Origin of the sequence: Methanosarcina spelaei, from assembly GCF_002287235.1 — an archaeon.
Lineage (GTDB): Archaea > Halobacteriota > Methanosarcinia > Methanosarcinales > Methanosarcinaceae > Methanosarcina > Methanosarcina spelaei.
In genome coordinates this window covers 20,320-36,583 of sequence record NZ_LMVP01000527.1, presented here as the reverse complement: position 1 = coordinate 36,583, position 16,264 = coordinate 20,320, and the positions used below count along the sequence as shown (strand labels likewise).

At 39.6% G+C, this 16,264-nt stretch carries 17 protein-coding genes; 10 read left to right on the top strand and 7 right to left on the bottom strand.

Translation table 11 applies throughout. From position 1 onward, the window contains the following. The 5 genes from ASJ81_RS19045 (at position 1) to ASJ81_RS19025 (ending at position 3,808) form a co-directional block, all read left to right on the top strand. On the top strand, positions 1-903 hold the full coding sequence (locus ASJ81_RS19045) for an ABC transporter permease (RefSeq protein ID WP_095645731.1): 903 nt from the start codon (positions 1-3) through the stop codon (positions 901-903). Further along, complete coding sequence (locus tag ASJ81_RS19040) at positions 900-1,841, top strand: ABC transporter ATP-binding protein (RefSeq protein ID WP_095645730.1); 942 nt, start codon at positions 900-902, stop codon at positions 1,839-1,841. Before ASJ81_RS19045 ends, ASJ81_RS19040 begins: the two co-directional genes overlap by 4 nt. Beyond that, positions 1,817-2,524, top strand: coding sequence for an ABC transporter ATP-binding protein (locus tag ASJ81_RS19035; RefSeq protein WP_095645729.1), 708 nt, complete (start codon positions 1,817-1,819; stop codon positions 2,522-2,524). The genes ASJ81_RS19040 and ASJ81_RS19035 overlap by 25 nt, the downstream gene beginning before the upstream one ends. Then, positions 2,521-3,282: a class I SAM-dependent methyltransferase gene (locus ASJ81_RS19030; protein WP_095645728.1), complete on the top strand. Its 762-nt coding sequence runs from the start codon at positions 2,521-2,523 to the stop codon at positions 3,280-3,282. Before ASJ81_RS19035 ends, ASJ81_RS19030 begins: the two co-directional genes overlap by 4 nt. A 286-nt stretch (positions 3,283-3,568) precedes the next feature. After that, positions 3,569-3,808 (top strand): MTH865 family protein, encoded by a 240-nt coding sequence (locus ASJ81_RS19025; RefSeq protein WP_095645727.1) that lies wholly within the window; start codon positions 3,569-3,571, stop codon positions 3,806-3,808. 559 nt (positions 3,809-4,367) lie between these two features. Here the strand turns inward: ASJ81_RS19025 and ASJ81_RS19020 are convergent. The 4 genes from ASJ81_RS19020 to ASJ81_RS19005 all read right to left on the bottom strand — a co-directional run bounded on the left by ASJ81_RS19020 (position 4,368) and on the right by ASJ81_RS19005 (position 7,710). After that, positions 4,368-4,772, bottom strand: coding sequence for a hypothetical protein (locus ASJ81_RS19020; protein ID WP_095645726.1), 405 nt, complete (start codon positions 4,770-4,772; stop codon positions 4,368-4,370). A gap of 827 nt (positions 4,773-5,599) precedes the next feature. Beyond that, positions 5,600-6,310, bottom strand: coding sequence for a type IV pilin (locus tag ASJ81_RS19015; RefSeq protein WP_245860323.1), 711 nt, complete (start codon positions 6,308-6,310; stop codon positions 5,600-5,602). A gap of 68 nt (positions 6,311-6,378) precedes the next feature. After that, a complete protein-coding gene (locus ASJ81_RS19010; protein ID WP_245860326.1) occupies positions 6,379-7,236 on the bottom strand; it encodes a DUF5803 family protein in 858 nt (285 codons plus the stop codon). 216 nt (positions 7,237-7,452) lie between these two features. Then, positions 7,453-7,710, bottom strand: a complete 258-nt coding sequence (locus tag ASJ81_RS19005) for a hypothetical protein (protein WP_095645723.1) — start codon at positions 7,708-7,710, stop codon at positions 7,453-7,455. Positions 7,711-7,872: 162 nt separating this feature from the next. On the opposite strand from ASJ81_RS19005, the gene ASJ81_RS19000 reads away from it, so the two are divergent. Further along, complete coding sequence (locus ASJ81_RS19000) at positions 7,873-8,178, top strand: signal recognition particle protein Srp19 (RefSeq protein ID WP_095645750.1); 306 nt, start codon at positions 7,873-7,875, stop codon at positions 8,176-8,178. Between the two features lie 145 nt (positions 8,179-8,323). On the opposite strand, the gene ASJ81_RS18995 is transcribed toward ASJ81_RS19000, so the two are convergent. From ASJ81_RS18995 to ASJ81_RS18985, 3 genes are all read right to left on the bottom strand, one after another. Beyond that, entirely contained in the window at positions 8,324-8,647 is a 324-nt protein-coding gene (locus ASJ81_RS18995) for a ribonuclease P protein component 4 (RefSeq protein WP_095645722.1), read from the bottom strand. A gap of 57 nt (positions 8,648-8,704) precedes the next feature. Beyond that, positions 8,705-9,373, bottom strand: a complete 669-nt coding sequence (locus ASJ81_RS18990) for an MBL fold metallo-hydrolase (RefSeq protein WP_095645721.1) — start codon at positions 9,371-9,373, stop codon at positions 8,705-8,707. A 382-nt stretch (positions 9,374-9,755) separates the two neighbouring features. Beyond that, positions 9,756-10,538 (bottom strand): TrmB family transcriptional regulator, encoded by a 783-nt coding sequence (locus tag ASJ81_RS18985; RefSeq protein WP_095645720.1) that lies wholly within the window; start codon positions 10,536-10,538, stop codon positions 9,756-9,758. Between the two features lie 391 nt (positions 10,539-10,929). On the opposite strand from ASJ81_RS18985, the gene ASJ81_RS18980 reads away from it, so the two are divergent. The 4 genes from ASJ81_RS18980 to ASJ81_RS18965 all read left to right on the top strand — a co-directional run bounded on the left by ASJ81_RS18980 (position 10,930) and on the right by ASJ81_RS18965 (position 16,233). Then, the gene (locus ASJ81_RS18980; protein ID WP_095645719.1) at positions 10,930-13,290 is read left to right on the top strand and encodes an efflux RND transporter permease subunit; all 2,361 of its coding nucleotides are present in this window, start codon (positions 10,930-10,932) and stop codon (positions 13,288-13,290) included. After that, positions 13,287-14,432, top strand: coding sequence for a COG1361 S-layer family protein (locus tag ASJ81_RS18975; protein WP_095645718.1), 1,146 nt, complete (start codon positions 13,287-13,289; stop codon positions 14,430-14,432). Before ASJ81_RS18980 ends, ASJ81_RS18975 begins: the two co-directional genes overlap by 4 nt. Then, the gene (locus ASJ81_RS18970; RefSeq protein WP_095645717.1) at positions 14,422-15,483 is read left to right on the top strand and encodes a COG1361 S-layer family protein; all 1,062 of its coding nucleotides are present in this window, start codon (positions 14,422-14,424) and stop codon (positions 15,481-15,483) included. The genes ASJ81_RS18975 and ASJ81_RS18970 overlap by 11 nt, the downstream gene beginning before the upstream one ends. Before the next feature lie 288 nt (positions 15,484-15,771). Then, positions 15,772-16,233 carry a universal stress protein gene (locus ASJ81_RS18965; RefSeq protein ID WP_095645716.1) on the top strand — a complete coding sequence of 154 codons (462 nt, stop codon included), beginning with the start codon at positions 15,772-15,774 and terminating at the stop codon, positions 16,231-16,233. Positions 16,234-16,264: the final 31 nt, after the last annotated feature.

Below are 16,264 nucleotides of genomic sequence, written 5' to 3'. Positions count from 1 at the left end.
ATGGACAATGTATTTACTAATAGGTTAAGAAAAAAGAATTTCTCGCTTCCTGAAGCTTACGGAAGTCAATTTGTAAAAAGAGTTTTTCAAAGAAAAGATATGCTTTTTGCACTGGCAGCTCTTTTGCTTTTTGCCGGACTTTCCATTTTTGCCCCCCTACTTTCCCCTTATGACCCTAATGCAATTGACCTGAAAAACAAGAACCTGAACCCTTCAGAGGAGCACCTCCTTGGCACTGATTATCTTGGAAGAGATCTCCTGAGTCGAATCCTTATAGGGGCCCGGACTTCTCTTTCAATTGCTTCAGGAGTAGTGCTGATTTCCCTGTTTCTTGGAACTGCTACAGGTTGTGCAGCAGGCTATTACGGAGGCTTTGTGGATGAAAGCATCTCTAGGGTTACAGATATCTTCCTTTCTTTTCCCAGTGTCATCTTTGCCCTTACTATTATGGGGGCACTCGGGGCCGGGGTTTTCAACCTGATGCTTGCTCTCTCCATAGTCCACTGGGCAAAGTATGCCAGGATGATGCGAGGTCAGGTACTTTCTATCAAAAAACAGGAATTTGTCCTTTCCGCCATAACGGGTGGGGCCGGAGATTTCTACATAATCCGCAAACATATTGTGCCTAATGCAATAGCTACTCTCTTCGTGCTTGCCACAATTGACTTCGGGCATGTAATTCTTTCTATTGCTACACTGAGTTTTCTCGGAATAGGGCTTCCTGCCGATGTGCCTGAATGGGGAGCAATGCTTTCTGCAGGAAAGGAATTCATGAGGACAGCCCCTTACCAGACGATCTTTCCAGGGCTTGCAATAACTTTCATTGTGATCATCTTCAGTATCCTTGGGGATGGAATGAGGGACATCCTTGACCCAAATCACGAAGGGGGTGAAATCGATTGAGCTTGCTTGAAATAAAAGATCTTTCGGTTGAGTTTTCTGCAAGAGAGAACACTGTAAAAGCAGTTTCTCACGTCTTCTTTAAGGTAAGGGAAGGGGAAACTCTAGGACTAATTGGGGAAAGCGGCTCAGGGAAATCCGTTATTGGCCTTGCCTTGCTAAGACTTCTTCCGGCAAACGCAAATGTTTCAGGAACTGTGCTTTTTCAAGGACAGGATCTTTTTTCTCTTAGACCCTCAGAACTCAGGAAAATTAGGGGAAAACGTATTTCTCTTATGCCCCAGAACCCTGCTGGAGCCCTGAATCCTGTCCTGAAAAACAGGCTTCAGATAGAGGAAGTTTTCGAAGAAAGAGGTATTGACAAAAAAGAGGGAATGAAAAAATCTCTGAGGCTTATGAAAAAACTCCTTTTAAGAGATCCTGAAAAACTCTGCGATCTCTATCCCCACCAGTTATCTGGAGGCATGAGGCAGCGGTTGATAGCTTGTATGTCTCTTTCTTTTGAACCCGAGCTTATGATTGCGGATGAACCTACAAAAGGGCTGGACCCTGAGGCAAAGGAAGGAGCAGTGGAACTTTTTACTAAAATTAAAAATGATTATGGGAAGACAATGCTCCTGATCACCCATGATCTCGATCTGGCTCTCGAGGTCTGCGACCGGATAGCTGTGATGTATGCAGGAGAGATTGTAGAACTGGATAAGGCTTCAAAGGTTTTGAACGCACCTTCTCATCCATATACAAAAGGGCTTGTCCGGGCTCAGCCCAGAAACGGACTTGTTCCCCTTAGCGGGCAGAGCCCTAGCAGGATAAGCCTTCCTGAAGGCTGTTTTTTCCATGAGAGGTGCAGATACTCGAATATTGAGTGTTTCAGAAAACACCCTGAAATGAAAAACCATAATGGAGGCTGGATCAGGTGTCACTTCCAATCCTTGCAGTAAACGAACTGGCAATGAGTTTCGGGACTTTGGAGGTGTTCAGGAGTGTCAGTTTTTCAGTAGCTCGCGGAGAAACCCTGGGACTTTTCGGAAAAAGCGGGTCCGGAAAAACTACGATTGGCAAATGTATTGTAGGGCTTGAAAGGCCCACTGGAGGCGAAATCCGTGTTCAGGGAGCGAATATACTGAACATGGGAAAAAAAGAGTTCAGGAAACTACGCCCTAAAATCCAGATTATTTTCCAGCATCCTGAGACTTCCCTTGATCCCCGCATGAAAGCTTTTGAAAACCTTATAGAGCCTTTGAAACTCCATTCAGGGTTAAAGCAAGATGCTCTCCTTAAGTGGGGAGAGGAACTGGCAGAGCTTACAGGGTTGCGTCCTGAACACCTTGCTCGTTATCCTATTCAGCTCAGCGGAGGGGAGATACAGAGGATAGTACTCGCAAGGATCATGGCTTTATCTCCCGATTTTATAGTTGCCGACGAGCCCACATCCATGCTTGATGTTTCAGTACAGGCCCAGATCCTGCGTCTTATGCAGAAACTTCAGAGGGAAACAGGTGTTTCCTACCTGCTGATCTCGCATGACCTTGAGGTGTTAAGGAAGGTCTGCCACAGGATTGCTTATCTCGATAACGGGACCATTACTTCAATTGAAAATATAAAGAGAGATGTTAAAAGATGACAGCTCAGGAAAACCAGATCAAACAGACTATTGCCCGAATATGGGACGTTTCATCCGAGACATATGACAGCCATGAAGGGCATGGGATCAAGAGTGAAGCTGAAAGAGAAGCCTGGAAAAATGTGTTTAAAAACCTGCTTCCTCCAGGCAGGCTGAATGTGCTTGATGTAGGCTGCGGGACATGTGAAATCGGGCTACTGTTTGCTGAAATGGGGCACCACGTTACAGGCCTTGACCTTTCGGAAAAAATGCTCTCTAAAGCCAGGGGAAAAGCCTCTAAAAGGAAGTTCAACAGTGTTTTTAAAAAAGGGGATGCTGAGGCTCCTCCTTTTAAAGCGGGATCGTTTGATATTGTTGTCAATCGCCACCTCCTCTGGACCCTTCCACACCCTGATACTGCGGTCCAGAACTGGAAAAAAGTACTCGTGGATGGGGGAAAACTTATTGTTATTGACGGAGTCTGGAACGACGGTTCAATCGAAACAAACGCAAGGCGCTTTGTAAGTGATTTCTGTACTTTGCTTGTTGAAAGAAGGAATCCCAGAAAAGGGCATTATTCCAGAGAACTAGACAGCGAGCTTCCAAACAGGCATGGAGTCCCTCCTGAAAAAATGCTTGAATATTTCAGGGCTGCTGGATTCAAAAATATAAAAGATATCGACCTGAAAGATATCATGAACCTTCAGAAAGAGAATATGCCATTTCGGAAACGGATAGCCTTTAATTACAACTATCATTTAATCTATGGGGAAAAGTAAACCTGAAGGAATAGCCTTTAATTACAACTATCATTTAATCTATGAGGGAAAATAGGTCGTGGGTTTGAATCATTGAAAACCGAAATCGAGAGGATCTCTGATTAGATTCATCAAATGCATGGTATGCACTCGGTTTTTCTGAATTGATCTATAATTCAGGGACACGACCGAAAAATAAACCTGAAGGAAATATGGAAATAAAATGAAAACGGGATTAATGGGCAGGAGTCAATATTTATAGGCTCTTTAAAGTGAGAAATAAAGAGACCCGTATCGGAGGGAAAGAATGGGCGTAAAGGAAGAAGTTTACGAACAAATCCTTGAAATTCTTAAAGATGCAAAATTTCCCATAAATACAATGTCTGAGTTGATTGCTGCCCTGCCAGAAGGGCTTGACACCACATGCATGATAGGTGATGTTGAAGTTACTGCAAGAGAAGCAGAAGGCTTGATTACTGAAAAGGATTTTCCGTTGAAAGATGCAAAACATGTGGCAGGTCTAATGGTTGAAAGAGCCGGATTGTAACTTGATTTTGTCATATCCGAATAAGCAAAAAGAGATAATGAAAACAAACCCTTTATAAAAAAGCTCATGTCTTCCAAATCCAAAACGAATGATGGAGACCAGAAATACAACTCTAATTATATATGCGTAACAGGAGAAAGGGTGGAAAGCCATAAATATATTTATAATAAATAAGCTTATATTTAAACAGGAATATACGCACTTGAACTGAGAAATCAATATCATAAATAATTAAAATGTATGAACAGTAATATTCATACAGATCAATTAACACTTTAATTTGCCTTTCAAGTGCGTAAATCCTTATAAGGAAATTACCTGGCAGTGTTGCAAGTTTGCTGTAAACTCAAGTTAAGTTTTGTACGTTACGGATGAGATTGATCTGCACATCGAATCTTCCATCCAACAACGTCTAGAAACTTATGATTTTACAGAAAATTGACACACTGTCTTTTACAATCACCTTTTGTAATCACCTTTTGTAATCACCTTTTATAGCCACCTTTTATTTTATAGCCTGTTCTTACTGCTTTTATTCTATAGCCTGTTCTTACTGCTTTTATTTTTTATATTTTTGTTCCAGAACCTGATAGTTTTTTAAACAGTTGTTGTGTTTAGTTTCCCATGTTTTATATTTACTTAGGCATTTGTTATACTTTGTTAAAAAGTTATTATAGTTCTTAAGCCAGTTCTGGTACTCTTTGTCAGTTTTATTTTTCGTGCTCAATTTCTTCTTCTGTGTTTCCAACTTCTGTTTTTCTTTTTCATACTGAGCTTTCTCTTTTAATATTACTACTTTTTCTTTTTCCAATTTAGCTTTCTCTGTATCTAACTTTGCCTTCTCTGCTTTATATGTATCATTTGACCCTGCGCTTACTGATGCAGCGGTCAGTGATATTACAAAAAAGACCAGTGTAAACATACACATGAGCTTTTTTATTCCGTCAAATGCTTGTTTTTTCATATTACTAACCCTATTTTTGTTTTTAAGTCAATACATTTACTGTATTTTGATGTACTTTTACTGTGTCTTGATGTGTTTTTGTTTTTTACCATATTTTGATACATTTTTGTTTTTATCTACAAGAAACTCATGCATGTGAAGTTCAGAATAAATTGCGAATAAATCTGTCAGATATACTTTAATAAAATGACAGAAGATTCCTGCTACTGTTTTTCAATTCAACAGCATAAGTCCCATTGTTTGATTTCTATTGTTTTAATGTCTTCGAATTGTCTTGCCAACCGTCAACGGTTGACATGCCTTGAATTAGCCGGAAAAAATATATAAATACTTATGTATTTAGAGAAATTATAAAACTTATATTTATAAAAGAAGCTTTATAGGGCATCTAATTTGAAATATAACCTTTAATTCAGAGGTTGATCCATACTTGAACCCTTAAGGTCCATATAAGTTAAAAAACAGAACGTTTTTCTAGAACAGGCAGATTTCAACTACCAGTATCATTTAATCTACGAAACAAGGTTATTTGACATGAAAGTATGGAACAAAACTGGCTCTTAATGTTCCTTTTGATTTTCTGCTCCTGATCAAATTTATGCCTTCGATGGCAATTTACTGATTAGTTTAGCGATGATTTGAAAAACCAAAATTAGGACAACATTACTACCAAAAGTAATGACGAGATCTATAGTCAAAAAGGATGGATGAAAAGTACTTTCATTTCCTTGTGCCTGTTATTCGGAGAATATCATGTGCGTTAGTAAGGAAAACAGCTTCAAATTAAAAAGAAGTCTCCTATAAGAGGAGACCCCTCTCTTTCAGTTTTAATCTTCATAATGTTTTACGAAAGTCTTTTGTTCAGCAATAACGTTGCTGCTTTTAGTATCAATAACCTTAAGGATAATTTCAGAACCTACCTTGAATCCGTAATTATCGGAAGTGTCACTGTCCCCATCCACACTAACTTTTACGCTGGATTTAGTGGTCCCTATTGCACTATCCTGCCCACAGAGCACAAGTCTTTCTCCTACATTCCATAATCTGTCTTCGAGAGTGGCTTTGTTATTAACGCTATAACACGTAGAATTTTTTCCCTGAAGGCTCAAGTCCAGGTAAAGAAGAGAAATATTTCCTGTAAGAAAACCCTTTGTACCCGGTTCAATAGCAGGCCTGTAAGACTTTCCATATCCAAAAATCTTTATGGATATAGCATCAAGAGGAAGAGGTCTGCCTCCTTTGTGTATAAGTACAATCTTGTTATTCTCAAAAGATGCATTTTGACCTGTCACTGCATTAGGAAGTCCACCTTCGCATGATTCAAGTGAAATTTTTGCCATCAGAGGTTGGGTGCTTTCCCCAGCAGTATTATAGAACGTTACGGCAACCGTACTTGCAAGTATAACCAGGACACTCAACATAAGAAGAGAACCTGTAATAGGGGCTACGGCTTCAGATGTTGACTTAAACGAAAAGTAATATTCAGTTCGTACTTTTCCCCAGACTTTCATCAATAAGAAAATACGACAAACTGTCATAAATAATTTCTTAACTTTAAAGAGATATGCTACCTATAGCCAAATCTGGAGGGAAAACATCCTCCAGATCATTTCCTTTTTCGCTGTTTCCTCTCATATTCTTTTTCCAGATCGAGAATTCCTCTAACAGCTTCAAGTTCCTTTTTACTTTTTACATAATGTAAAAGTACAAGGCCAACTCCACAGAGCAGGGCTATAATTGCGGCTGAGAACAGCAGGGGGGCTGATTGGATATAGTATTTCACCTGAATGGTTTCTTCCCGGTCTCCCATCTTAGAGGAAATCCACAGGAGGGTTTGCCTTCCTTTTTCATCATAAGTTACACTTGAAGGCTCAGGCCTTGCTATCCCGAATACCCTGTTGCCGGTAACATATCCTTCCGGAAGTACTACGCGAATGAATTCGGAATCGTGTTTAACAAATGTAAATCTCTGATTTCCCGAATTCCTGAGAGTATACGCAACAAAACCTGTAACAGGTTCCTTGAACTCCAGGTTTATAACTTTCATACCCTGGATAACTTCCTGAGTCAGGGTATAGTTAATAGCCGAAGTTTCGTTTCTGCTAGAAAGTTCTTGAAACGTTTGCGGGGTAGGTACAGTCTCGTTTGTCGGGCTCACAAGCTGTACGAAATTTTGAATAGGAGTCTCATCTGATCCGCTATCCAGGATATTGGGAGGATAGATCTCAAGCTTGCTAGTATTAACTACCATATTGACAACCTGTACTTTTGTATCGTTTTTCATCAGGTAGTAGGTAGTGGTATTTGCAAGCGTTTGATTGCCTGATTCGTTCTGAAAAATCTCAAATTCATAGTTAGAAATATTGCCAGGCTTATCTATGACAATTTCCTTTTTTTGCTCCATACAGCCCGATACTAAGACCACAAGTAGGGCAAGAAGCATAAATACAATTTTCGTTCTCATTTTCACAGACAAATTCTCCCTAAACTTCAAGTGATCTCTTTTCAGCCTGCTGCAGTTTCCCTCTTTTTCGAGGTAAAACCTGTACAGGGTCTGGAACAGGTTAACATTACCTTATGCTCTCTCTTCTTAATAAACAACACGGATAGACATCTCTAAGAAGTATGACATAAAGATTACTTTATCATATAAAAGGAGTAAACCTGGCAGGTAACAAGTTCAGGTATCAAGTTCTCCGGAAGAGTTCAGAAACCTTTCCACCATAGCCCACTCAACTTTCTTTATATACTTTGCTTGAAGCTTGGAAATATAAAGAATATTGCTGCCAATCAGGATTTTAAGGTCTGATGGTTTGGGTTCGGTTGTACCGATTGGAAGAAGCACAGGGCCCTCAGGAGAGGTGCAGACCCTGAAATCCTGCCCGCTCTTTCTTATATATGCTCTTACCTTTTCATCAATTGAAAACGACGGAATCATATTAACACCTGAAGAACTTGTCCGGGAAAGATAAATAATTACAGGTTATAGTTTCAATATAATAAAATTTTTCATAAGCAGGAAAAAAGTCCTGGTCCATAGAAGTTTTCGGGGCAGTTTTAAATTTCATGAAAGCAATTTAGGACGAAGATAACCATGATGATGAGAGATAGGGGAAAACTTGTAATCTGGCCAGTATATCTCGACCAGACAAAATCAAGGAGCAGCGGCAGAATTATCTCCCGGAAAAATGCGATAAGGGAACCGCAGCTTAATGAGATAAAAGAAGCAGCCCGACAACTTGGCCTGAATCCCGAAGTAGAGCCTGAAAAAGCCTATCCAAAATCCTGGTGGGAAATAAGCGGGAGAGTGCTCGTGGATGATAATGGTCCAAAAACAGTTGTTGCAAAACAGATAGCTTTAGCCATAAAGAAGATGCGAGGTCCGGAGAGTTCAGCCAAGACCTAAAGGTTAATATTGCTTTCCAACAGGAGTTAATAAAAGAGTAATAGGAAAATGGAGGACTTCTAACTCCTAAAAAACTAAAAAGTCCCGTATGTCTTGAAAATTTTTCTTCTGGACTTCAGGCAGCTGTTACAAGCCCAGATAACTTTTATTTTAATTTTTTGTAAGGATATCTCATTTCTTTTCCGCAGCGCTGACAAGAAACAACGATATATCCTTCCTTTAGCCTGTAACGAGCATTTTTTCCGGGCACGAGAAAAGTATAGCAGTGTTTGCAAATTCTGCTTTTTATTTCTCTTGGAACACTCATCCGGTTTCTCATAGAAATGTTCCTTATAAGCTGCACATAACGCTCGCTGCGGTCAGGGTGTTCTGCATGCTCGCTTTTTGCAAGCTCAAAAAGCCGCCACATGCGCTGGGTTGCAATTACCTGAATCAGGTTTTTCTGCTGTTTTCTTGCTATTCTGGACATGGATAAACTGATCCTGCGTTTTCGTTCCAGACTCTGGTTTTTAAGCTTCTTTAAAAATCAAAATCGGGAATTAAGAATAATAACATTGATCTCAGGGTTCTTGCTGTGTACAAGAGCTTTAAACTTTTCGGGATCGCCATCTGTTATGTCTGGCTTCCCGTAGTGCATCGGAATTACGTATTTTGGGGAAATAGCTGCAGCCGCATTTGCTGCCTCCTCCTCATCCATTGTGTACGTGCCTCCAATAGGCAAAAGGGCGACATCGGCATTTATATTTTTCATCTCAGGGATAAAATCGCAGTCTCCTGAATGGTAGATCCTGATTCCTCCAAGTTCTACTATATACCCCACTCCCAGTCCACGGGGATGATAAGGTTTATTGAGATTATAAGCCGGAACTACTTCAATTTTGGTTCCCTTGATCTCAAGCCCGTCGGCCAGCACATCTCCTTCAGCAATCCGCCTTGCGTCTCCCTTGAATTGAAGGGATAAACTTTCAGGTATCAGGGTGGTTGAGTCCGACCGCCTGACCTTTCGTATATCTTCGGGACTGCAGTGATCAGAGTGCTCATGGGTGATTAATAGAATATCGGCTTTATCTTCAAAATCCGGCTCTTCACTAAGGTCATAAGGGTCGATATAAATTTTCTTTTCATCTCCCTCAAGTAAAAAGCCGGAATGGCCTAGCCACTCAATAGTAACATTTCCAATTTTTACCCGGTTCATTTCAAACACCTGTGGATTTCCGTAACTGAGTTTAATGAGAAAAACTTATAGACAGATTATTTCACAATTTCCACAATTATATTTATAAAATAGTTCTATTTATAGAAGAACTGTTTTTCAATTATATTCATGGTGCTCAAAAGAGAGTTTATTCTATCTTCAAAGAGAAAAATAACCCCTTAAAAGTTAGTAAACTTCTGCTTTATATAGTATTCATAGAAGCATTAAGTGGCTTTGAGAAAAACTGAAGAACCTTTGCCTGCAGGCTAGCATCACAAAAATTTAGTCATTGACAATCTGATAAGCTTAAAATCATTGTATTAAGCTTAAAATCATTTATTATGACGAGAAGTTGCCAAGGTCATGCTCAACAATTAAGTTGTCAAGACATTAGTTGCTTCGTCTTTTTGATAGAACCTGGTTCAAGCACCCTTTCATAGATCATTTTCTGCATATAAGAGACAATAGGCAGTTTGATTATTACTGCTTCTCTTTTATTTCCCGCACTGTGAACACCTATTGATTCTTTTCCATCGGCAATCATGAAAAGTTCTTCTTTATACTGGATGCCGTCAATTATAATGTTATCCATGAAATCCGCAAATTCTTTATTGGTTTCTTTGAACTCAAAAGGAAGTGACCTGAACTTATCTAATTCATCAACGATAAGAATTAGATTACAGATTTTTTCCAGTTTTTTTATATCCGGCTCAAACTCCTGCAGAAACTCAGGGCTGGTCGAGAAAATAATCAATTCTTCTTTTACTCCAGCCATGATTTCACGTATTCGGTTCTTTATTCCCCAATCACTCTGGATATACCATACAGGAGAAGTTTTTGGAAGTTCATAACTTAATTCGTTGAGCTGACCAAGCGTCTCAATTGCACAGCTTATAAATTCATATTTTATTTCTCCGATTACCTTTTTCGGATCAACTGCTCGGAAATAAGTCGGAGATCCCTGTCTCACTTCCAGATATCCCTTTTTCGCAAGCACTTTAAGAATTTCATATACTTTGGCTCTTGGCACGTTTGTAAGTTCATGGATTTCACGGGCTGTAGCTTCTCTCAAACTGACGAGCCCGATATATGCTTTTGCCTCATTTTCGGTTAGCCCTAGCTTTTCAAGGTTACGTATTAACTGAGGATCAATTTGTAAGACCATCTGTTACCCCTAATGTAACAATAGACTTAAATCTTTTCTGTTTGTATACGTCAAAAGATCTAAGTTGCCGGAAATTTGCCGCAAAATAATGTATCTTTTAAGATTTATACACATCTTAGATACTAAGTCTTCAGCTAAGAAAAAAAGGCAAGTATCATTATAAATCATGCAAACCTTCGACAATAGGCCTTAAACTCAGATAAAGAAAAGGCGAGTATCATTAAAATGTATGCAAACATAAATGTATGTAACTATAAAATGTATGCAAATATAAAAATGTGTGCAAATATTAGATAATGAGCCTTCAACCCAGAGAGAAAAGGCAAGTTCAAAACATGCACCAAGTTCCTTAAATTGCATTTCATATTAAAAACTATGAGGGGAATCTACTATTAAAAATATTTTTGAAAAACTGGGATTTTTTATTCAGAATAACCGTTTTTCCGTACTCCTGATAGCTTTACTGTGTATAGTTATAGCAACGCAGGGAGCACAGCTTATTGAGATGAAATCAGGAACAGAAACTTTTGTCGGAAAAGACTCTCCTCTCTACCAGGATTATGATCACCTTTATCAAAAAATTTTCCAGACACAATCTATTGTGGTAATGGTAGAGGGCAACGATGTAAAAAGTGCTGACGTGATGAAATCCGTAGACAGGTTAGAACATCAGGTCCAGGCAACAGATGGGGTAATTGAAACCACAAGCCCTGCTTCACTGATCAAAATGGTCAATTACCAGATGACAGGGAAATCTGAACTCCCGGATACCGATGAAGAAGTAAAAGCCATTATAGACGGAAACCCTGATATTTTTGGCCAGATTATTCCTGACAATACCCATATGGTTATTTCGGTAGTTATGGCAGGTTCAGCTAGCGACAAAGCTCAGGAAAATATCCTTACTGCCACTGAAGAAGCCGTTAAACTGGCGGATTTTCCACCTTCTTATAATGTTATTGTTACTGGCGATCCCGCGTTCAGCACTTTCATGAACAAGGAGATGAATTCCAGTATGGGAATGCTTCTGGGGCTTTCAGCTGTTTTCATGGTTATTGTACTGCTTCTCGTTTTCAGGCACGTCCGCTGGTGCCTTCTTCCCTTGCCGGTAGTTCTTCTTGGTATTGTTTACACCTTCGGAGCTATGGGTTATTTAGGGATTCCCATGTCCATGGTTTCGATGTCTGCATTCCCGATCCTTATAGGTGTAGGGATTGACTATGCCATTCAGTTCCACAACCGACTTGAAGAAGAATTGCAGGAAAAGGGGAATAAAACAACAGCAGTTATAGAAACCGTAAAGCATACTGGACCCGCAGTCCTCATAGCTCTGGCAATGACAGCCCTTGGATTTTTCTCCCTTTTTACATCTACTGTGCCAATGATCCAGGATTTTGGAAAATTGCTCATGATAGGCATTTTAATGTGTTACTTCGCCTCCATCTTCGTAGGGGTTATAACGATTTCTTTATTTGATGAATACTCGGATAAAAATCCCCTGAGGAAAGTAGCAAGTAAGATAAGACCTGCAAACTCGGAAAAGAAGAAAAAGTCTGAGGAAGGAGACGAAAGTGATCGCCTGGTAGGGAGAATTCTCCGGAAAACTACAAATCTAACTATCAAATATGATGTTATTGTACTGGGCATCGCATGTTTGCTCTGCTTTGGCGGCCTTTATCTGGATCAGTCCGTATCTATTGAGACTGATGTTCAAAACTTTGTGCCTCAGGACATGCCTTCACTTGTGGATCTCAGACACATGGGGGATATCATGGGCGGAAGCGATGAATTAAACCTCATCATCAAGGTTGAGGATACAACTAATCCAGACGTTCTTAAGTGGATTGACCAGTTTTCTGAACATGAAGTAGCATCCAATAGTCACATTTACAGCGCTTCGAGCATTGTAGATCTCGTAAAGGAAAATAATGGGGGAGTAATCCCTGATACTAGTCAAGAGATAAAAAATATTTACTCAGAAATTCCTGACTCACAGAAAGACCGCTATATGTACGGGAAGAACATGCTTCTCCTTAATTTCAATATAGGGAATGCGGTTGCGGACATAAAGGTAACAGGTATTAAAGAACTCTCGAATATTGTCAAGCAGGATATGCAGTGGATGCCGGCTCCGCCAGGTACCTCCATCACGATTACCGGAAATTCGGTCGTCTTTATAGAAGTTATTACTGCTCTTACCAGTGGAAGAATAGCAATGACTTTCCTTGGCCTGATTCTCGTGCTCGGAGGGCTTCTTATTGTATACAGAGACTGGGTGAAAGCTCTGGTTCCTATAATCCCAATGTTAATAGTTATTGGCTGGTCAGGGGGAGTCATGAGCTCTCTTAATATCAGCTATACTCCTCTCACAGCAACCCTGGGAGCTCTGATACTTGGAGTCGGGTCCGAATATGCTATCCTCATGATGGAACGTTACTTTGAAGAAAAAGATAAAGGGGCAAGTCCTTTAGAGGCTATCCAGATGGCCAGTTCCAAAATAGGAAGTGCAATTGTTGCTTCAGGAGCTACAACGGTATTCGGGTTTATGGCCCTGCTGGCTTCTCCTTTCCCGATGATTTCAGATTTTGGTATGGTTACGGTTATTGATGTCTTGCTGGCTCTCCTGGCAACCTTTGTAGTCTTTCCCCCTCTTATCATTACTCTTGATACCTGGCGCGATAAAAGAAAAGGAGCCAGGACAGCAGAAAAACAGACAGAGACAAAAAAACAAATTCAGGGGGCCGAGATATGATAAAAGTGCCCATAATAAAATTAAGGCAAAATATGATTAAAAAACTCACTACGTTTGCGTTAATTCTATTAGTAGTATCAGTGACTGCACTCCCAGCTCTCGGGGAAGATGATGAAAATAACTTCATTGCTCTTGATCACGGGTATACTGTGGATTACTACAAGAGTTACGGGGCGCCAGCAATACAGGCGTCAATTACAGGAGATCCCGAGTTTGAAAGAGGAGAAACTGCAGATTTAAAGATAAAAATCGCAAATGTCGGAGTTATATCCGGTTTTAAGAGATTAAACGCAAATCAGAAAAGAATAAACGATTCAATTGAAGAAACAATTGCACTGAAAGAGATGGGAGAAGAAGAAGAAGCCACTACTGCAAAAGATATAGAAGCTACTCTTCAATCCGAAACGAAGTACATTGAAGTAGAGTCGACAGGCAATTTCCAGAACGTTGAAGAACTCGAAACCGGACATACAGCGCCCCTTAGCTACACAATAAAAGTTGATGGCAATATCCCTGCTGGAAATTATGAACTTCTCCTGCCGGTGACCTATCAATACCAGGCAAATGTCCGAACTGTAACTGCGGATGCAATAAATCTGGGGATTACGGATGTAGACTATTCAAGAGAGTACAAAACGAAAACAGAAGTTCTCAAAATACCTCTTTCCATAAAAAGTGAACCTAAATTCGAAGTAACCAATGTCTCTGGCAGCCTGATACAGGGTGAAAGTAAGGTTGTTAATATTACTTATAAAAACACAAGAGAAACCATGGCAAAAGACGCTTTTGCGCGGATAATTGTTATGAGTCCTCTGAGCACTGAGAAATCTACAGTAAGATTAGGGGATATTGGACCTGGAGAAGAAAAGACTGCCAGTTTTGAAATTAAGGCCGCCCAGGACGCTACTGTAAAAAAGTATGGCATCAATAGTGAAATAAAGTACCTTGATGACGATAAGAATACTAAATTTTCAGAAAGTATGAAAGTGAACTTACCTCTTGAAGCTACAGAAGAAAAGTTTAGCGTCACAGGAATCGCAATTTTACTGATTATAGTTATCGCCCTTTACCAGATCGTAAATGTACACCGGAAAAGAAACCATAATAATGAGAATGTATCAGGTGATGAAAATGAATACTAAAAATGGGTTATTTATTACTGTCACAACTCTTCTGATCCTTTGCTGGGCAGTTTTCCCAGCTCAGGCAGCTATACCGGATAATTTTGATATTAGTAAAAACTACTATTCAGTGTATGGAGGACCTGACCTTAACGCAACACTTATTGGAGACAACCAGTACTCTAGAGGGGATACTGTAACTCTGAATCTAAACATGATGAATAAGGGTGAAATTTCCGGCTTTAAATCTGAAAAGGATGCGGATATTGGAGAATATACGGATCAGATGCTGCAGCAGTCGGAGATGCAGTATGAGGCTCAGGCTACGACAGCAGTAGGCATTCTTGCTACCCTTAAATCTGATAATCCTAACATTAAAGTTAAGTCTGGACCTCAGGAAGCTGGTACTCTCCAGCAGGGAAAAGAGAGTGCAAGTCCGACAAAGTTTACAGTTGAAATTAGTAAAGACACTCCTGCAGGTATATATCCTCTGACTCTTGACCTTTCATATCAGTACCAGAGTAATGTCCAGGTAGGTGGAGATGATTTTGACAGTACAACAGGTCTTGTAACAAATAAGGAAGTAGGTATCTGGTATGAAAATAAGACCCAGACGCAGACCGTAAATATAGAAGTCAAGAATGAGCCTTACTTTGAAGTTACAAACGTAACAGGTGACCTTTATCCTGATGAGGGTGGGATGCTTTATGTTACATATAAAAACACAGGAGAAGAAACTGCAAAAGATGCAACCGTTAGAGTTAGTGCAGCTGATCCCTTCAGTACAACTGATGACCAGGCTTACCTTGGAACTCTGAAACCAGGGGACAGTGAAGTTGCTGCTTTTGATATGGATGTGGACGACACTGCTACTCCCAAGCCATACTCCCTGAGCAGTGAGATTTTCTATGAAGACTCTGATGGGCATGACCAGACCTCGGATACGATCAAGATCAATACCGAAGTTCTGGAGGCAAAACAGTCTCTTCCCGGATTCGAGCTTGGAACAGGAATTACATTCGTAGCTTTAGCTACCTGTTTCATAATGTTCAGGAGAAAGAAACAGAATTGAAATAAATGTAATGAAAAGTATGTATGTAGCCTTTTTAAAGGCTACATCTATCTATTTTTCGGAATTTGCCTATGCTCTTTTTCGTGAAGTTTTATAACTTTTGAAATTTTGCTTCAATTGTGGCGTATAACTGTAAAGTTCGACTTGAATATCATACTAAACTTTCTTCAATTATGACTTATAACTATAAAGCTTAATTTGAATGTAACACTGAATTAGTCTATTTTATGACTGAATCAGTTTAATTCTACCATATGAATTTTATGTAAAACAAATGAGGAATAAAATATGAAGAAAGAATTTCTCCAAAATATAGTTATTGCAACGGACGGATCTAAGAATTCCCAGAAAGCTATTTCTCATGGTATTGAAATTGCAAAACTTAGTGGGGCTATCGTCCACGCTCTTTACGTAGTTAATACTTCATCAACAATTTCTGAAAATTGGACTGCTGGCAAAGAAACAATCTACAATATTATGAAAGATGATGGGCAGAAAGCAGTATCTAAAGTTAAGGAAATTGGAATAGACTCAGGTGTAGAGGTAAGAGAGGTCATTTTAGAAGGGTATCCGAGTAGTGAAATTATCTATTTCGCAGAAAATAACAATATTGACTTGATAGTAATGGGCACCCTTGGAGCAACCGGACTTGAAAGATTTCTAATGGGAAGCGTTGCAGAGAAAGTAGTGAGAAGCTCAAGAGTTCCGGTTCTTGTTGTCAAGAGTTCCGGTTCTTGTTGTCAAGAGTGAAGAACAAAGTTGAAACTCTTTACTAACTGGA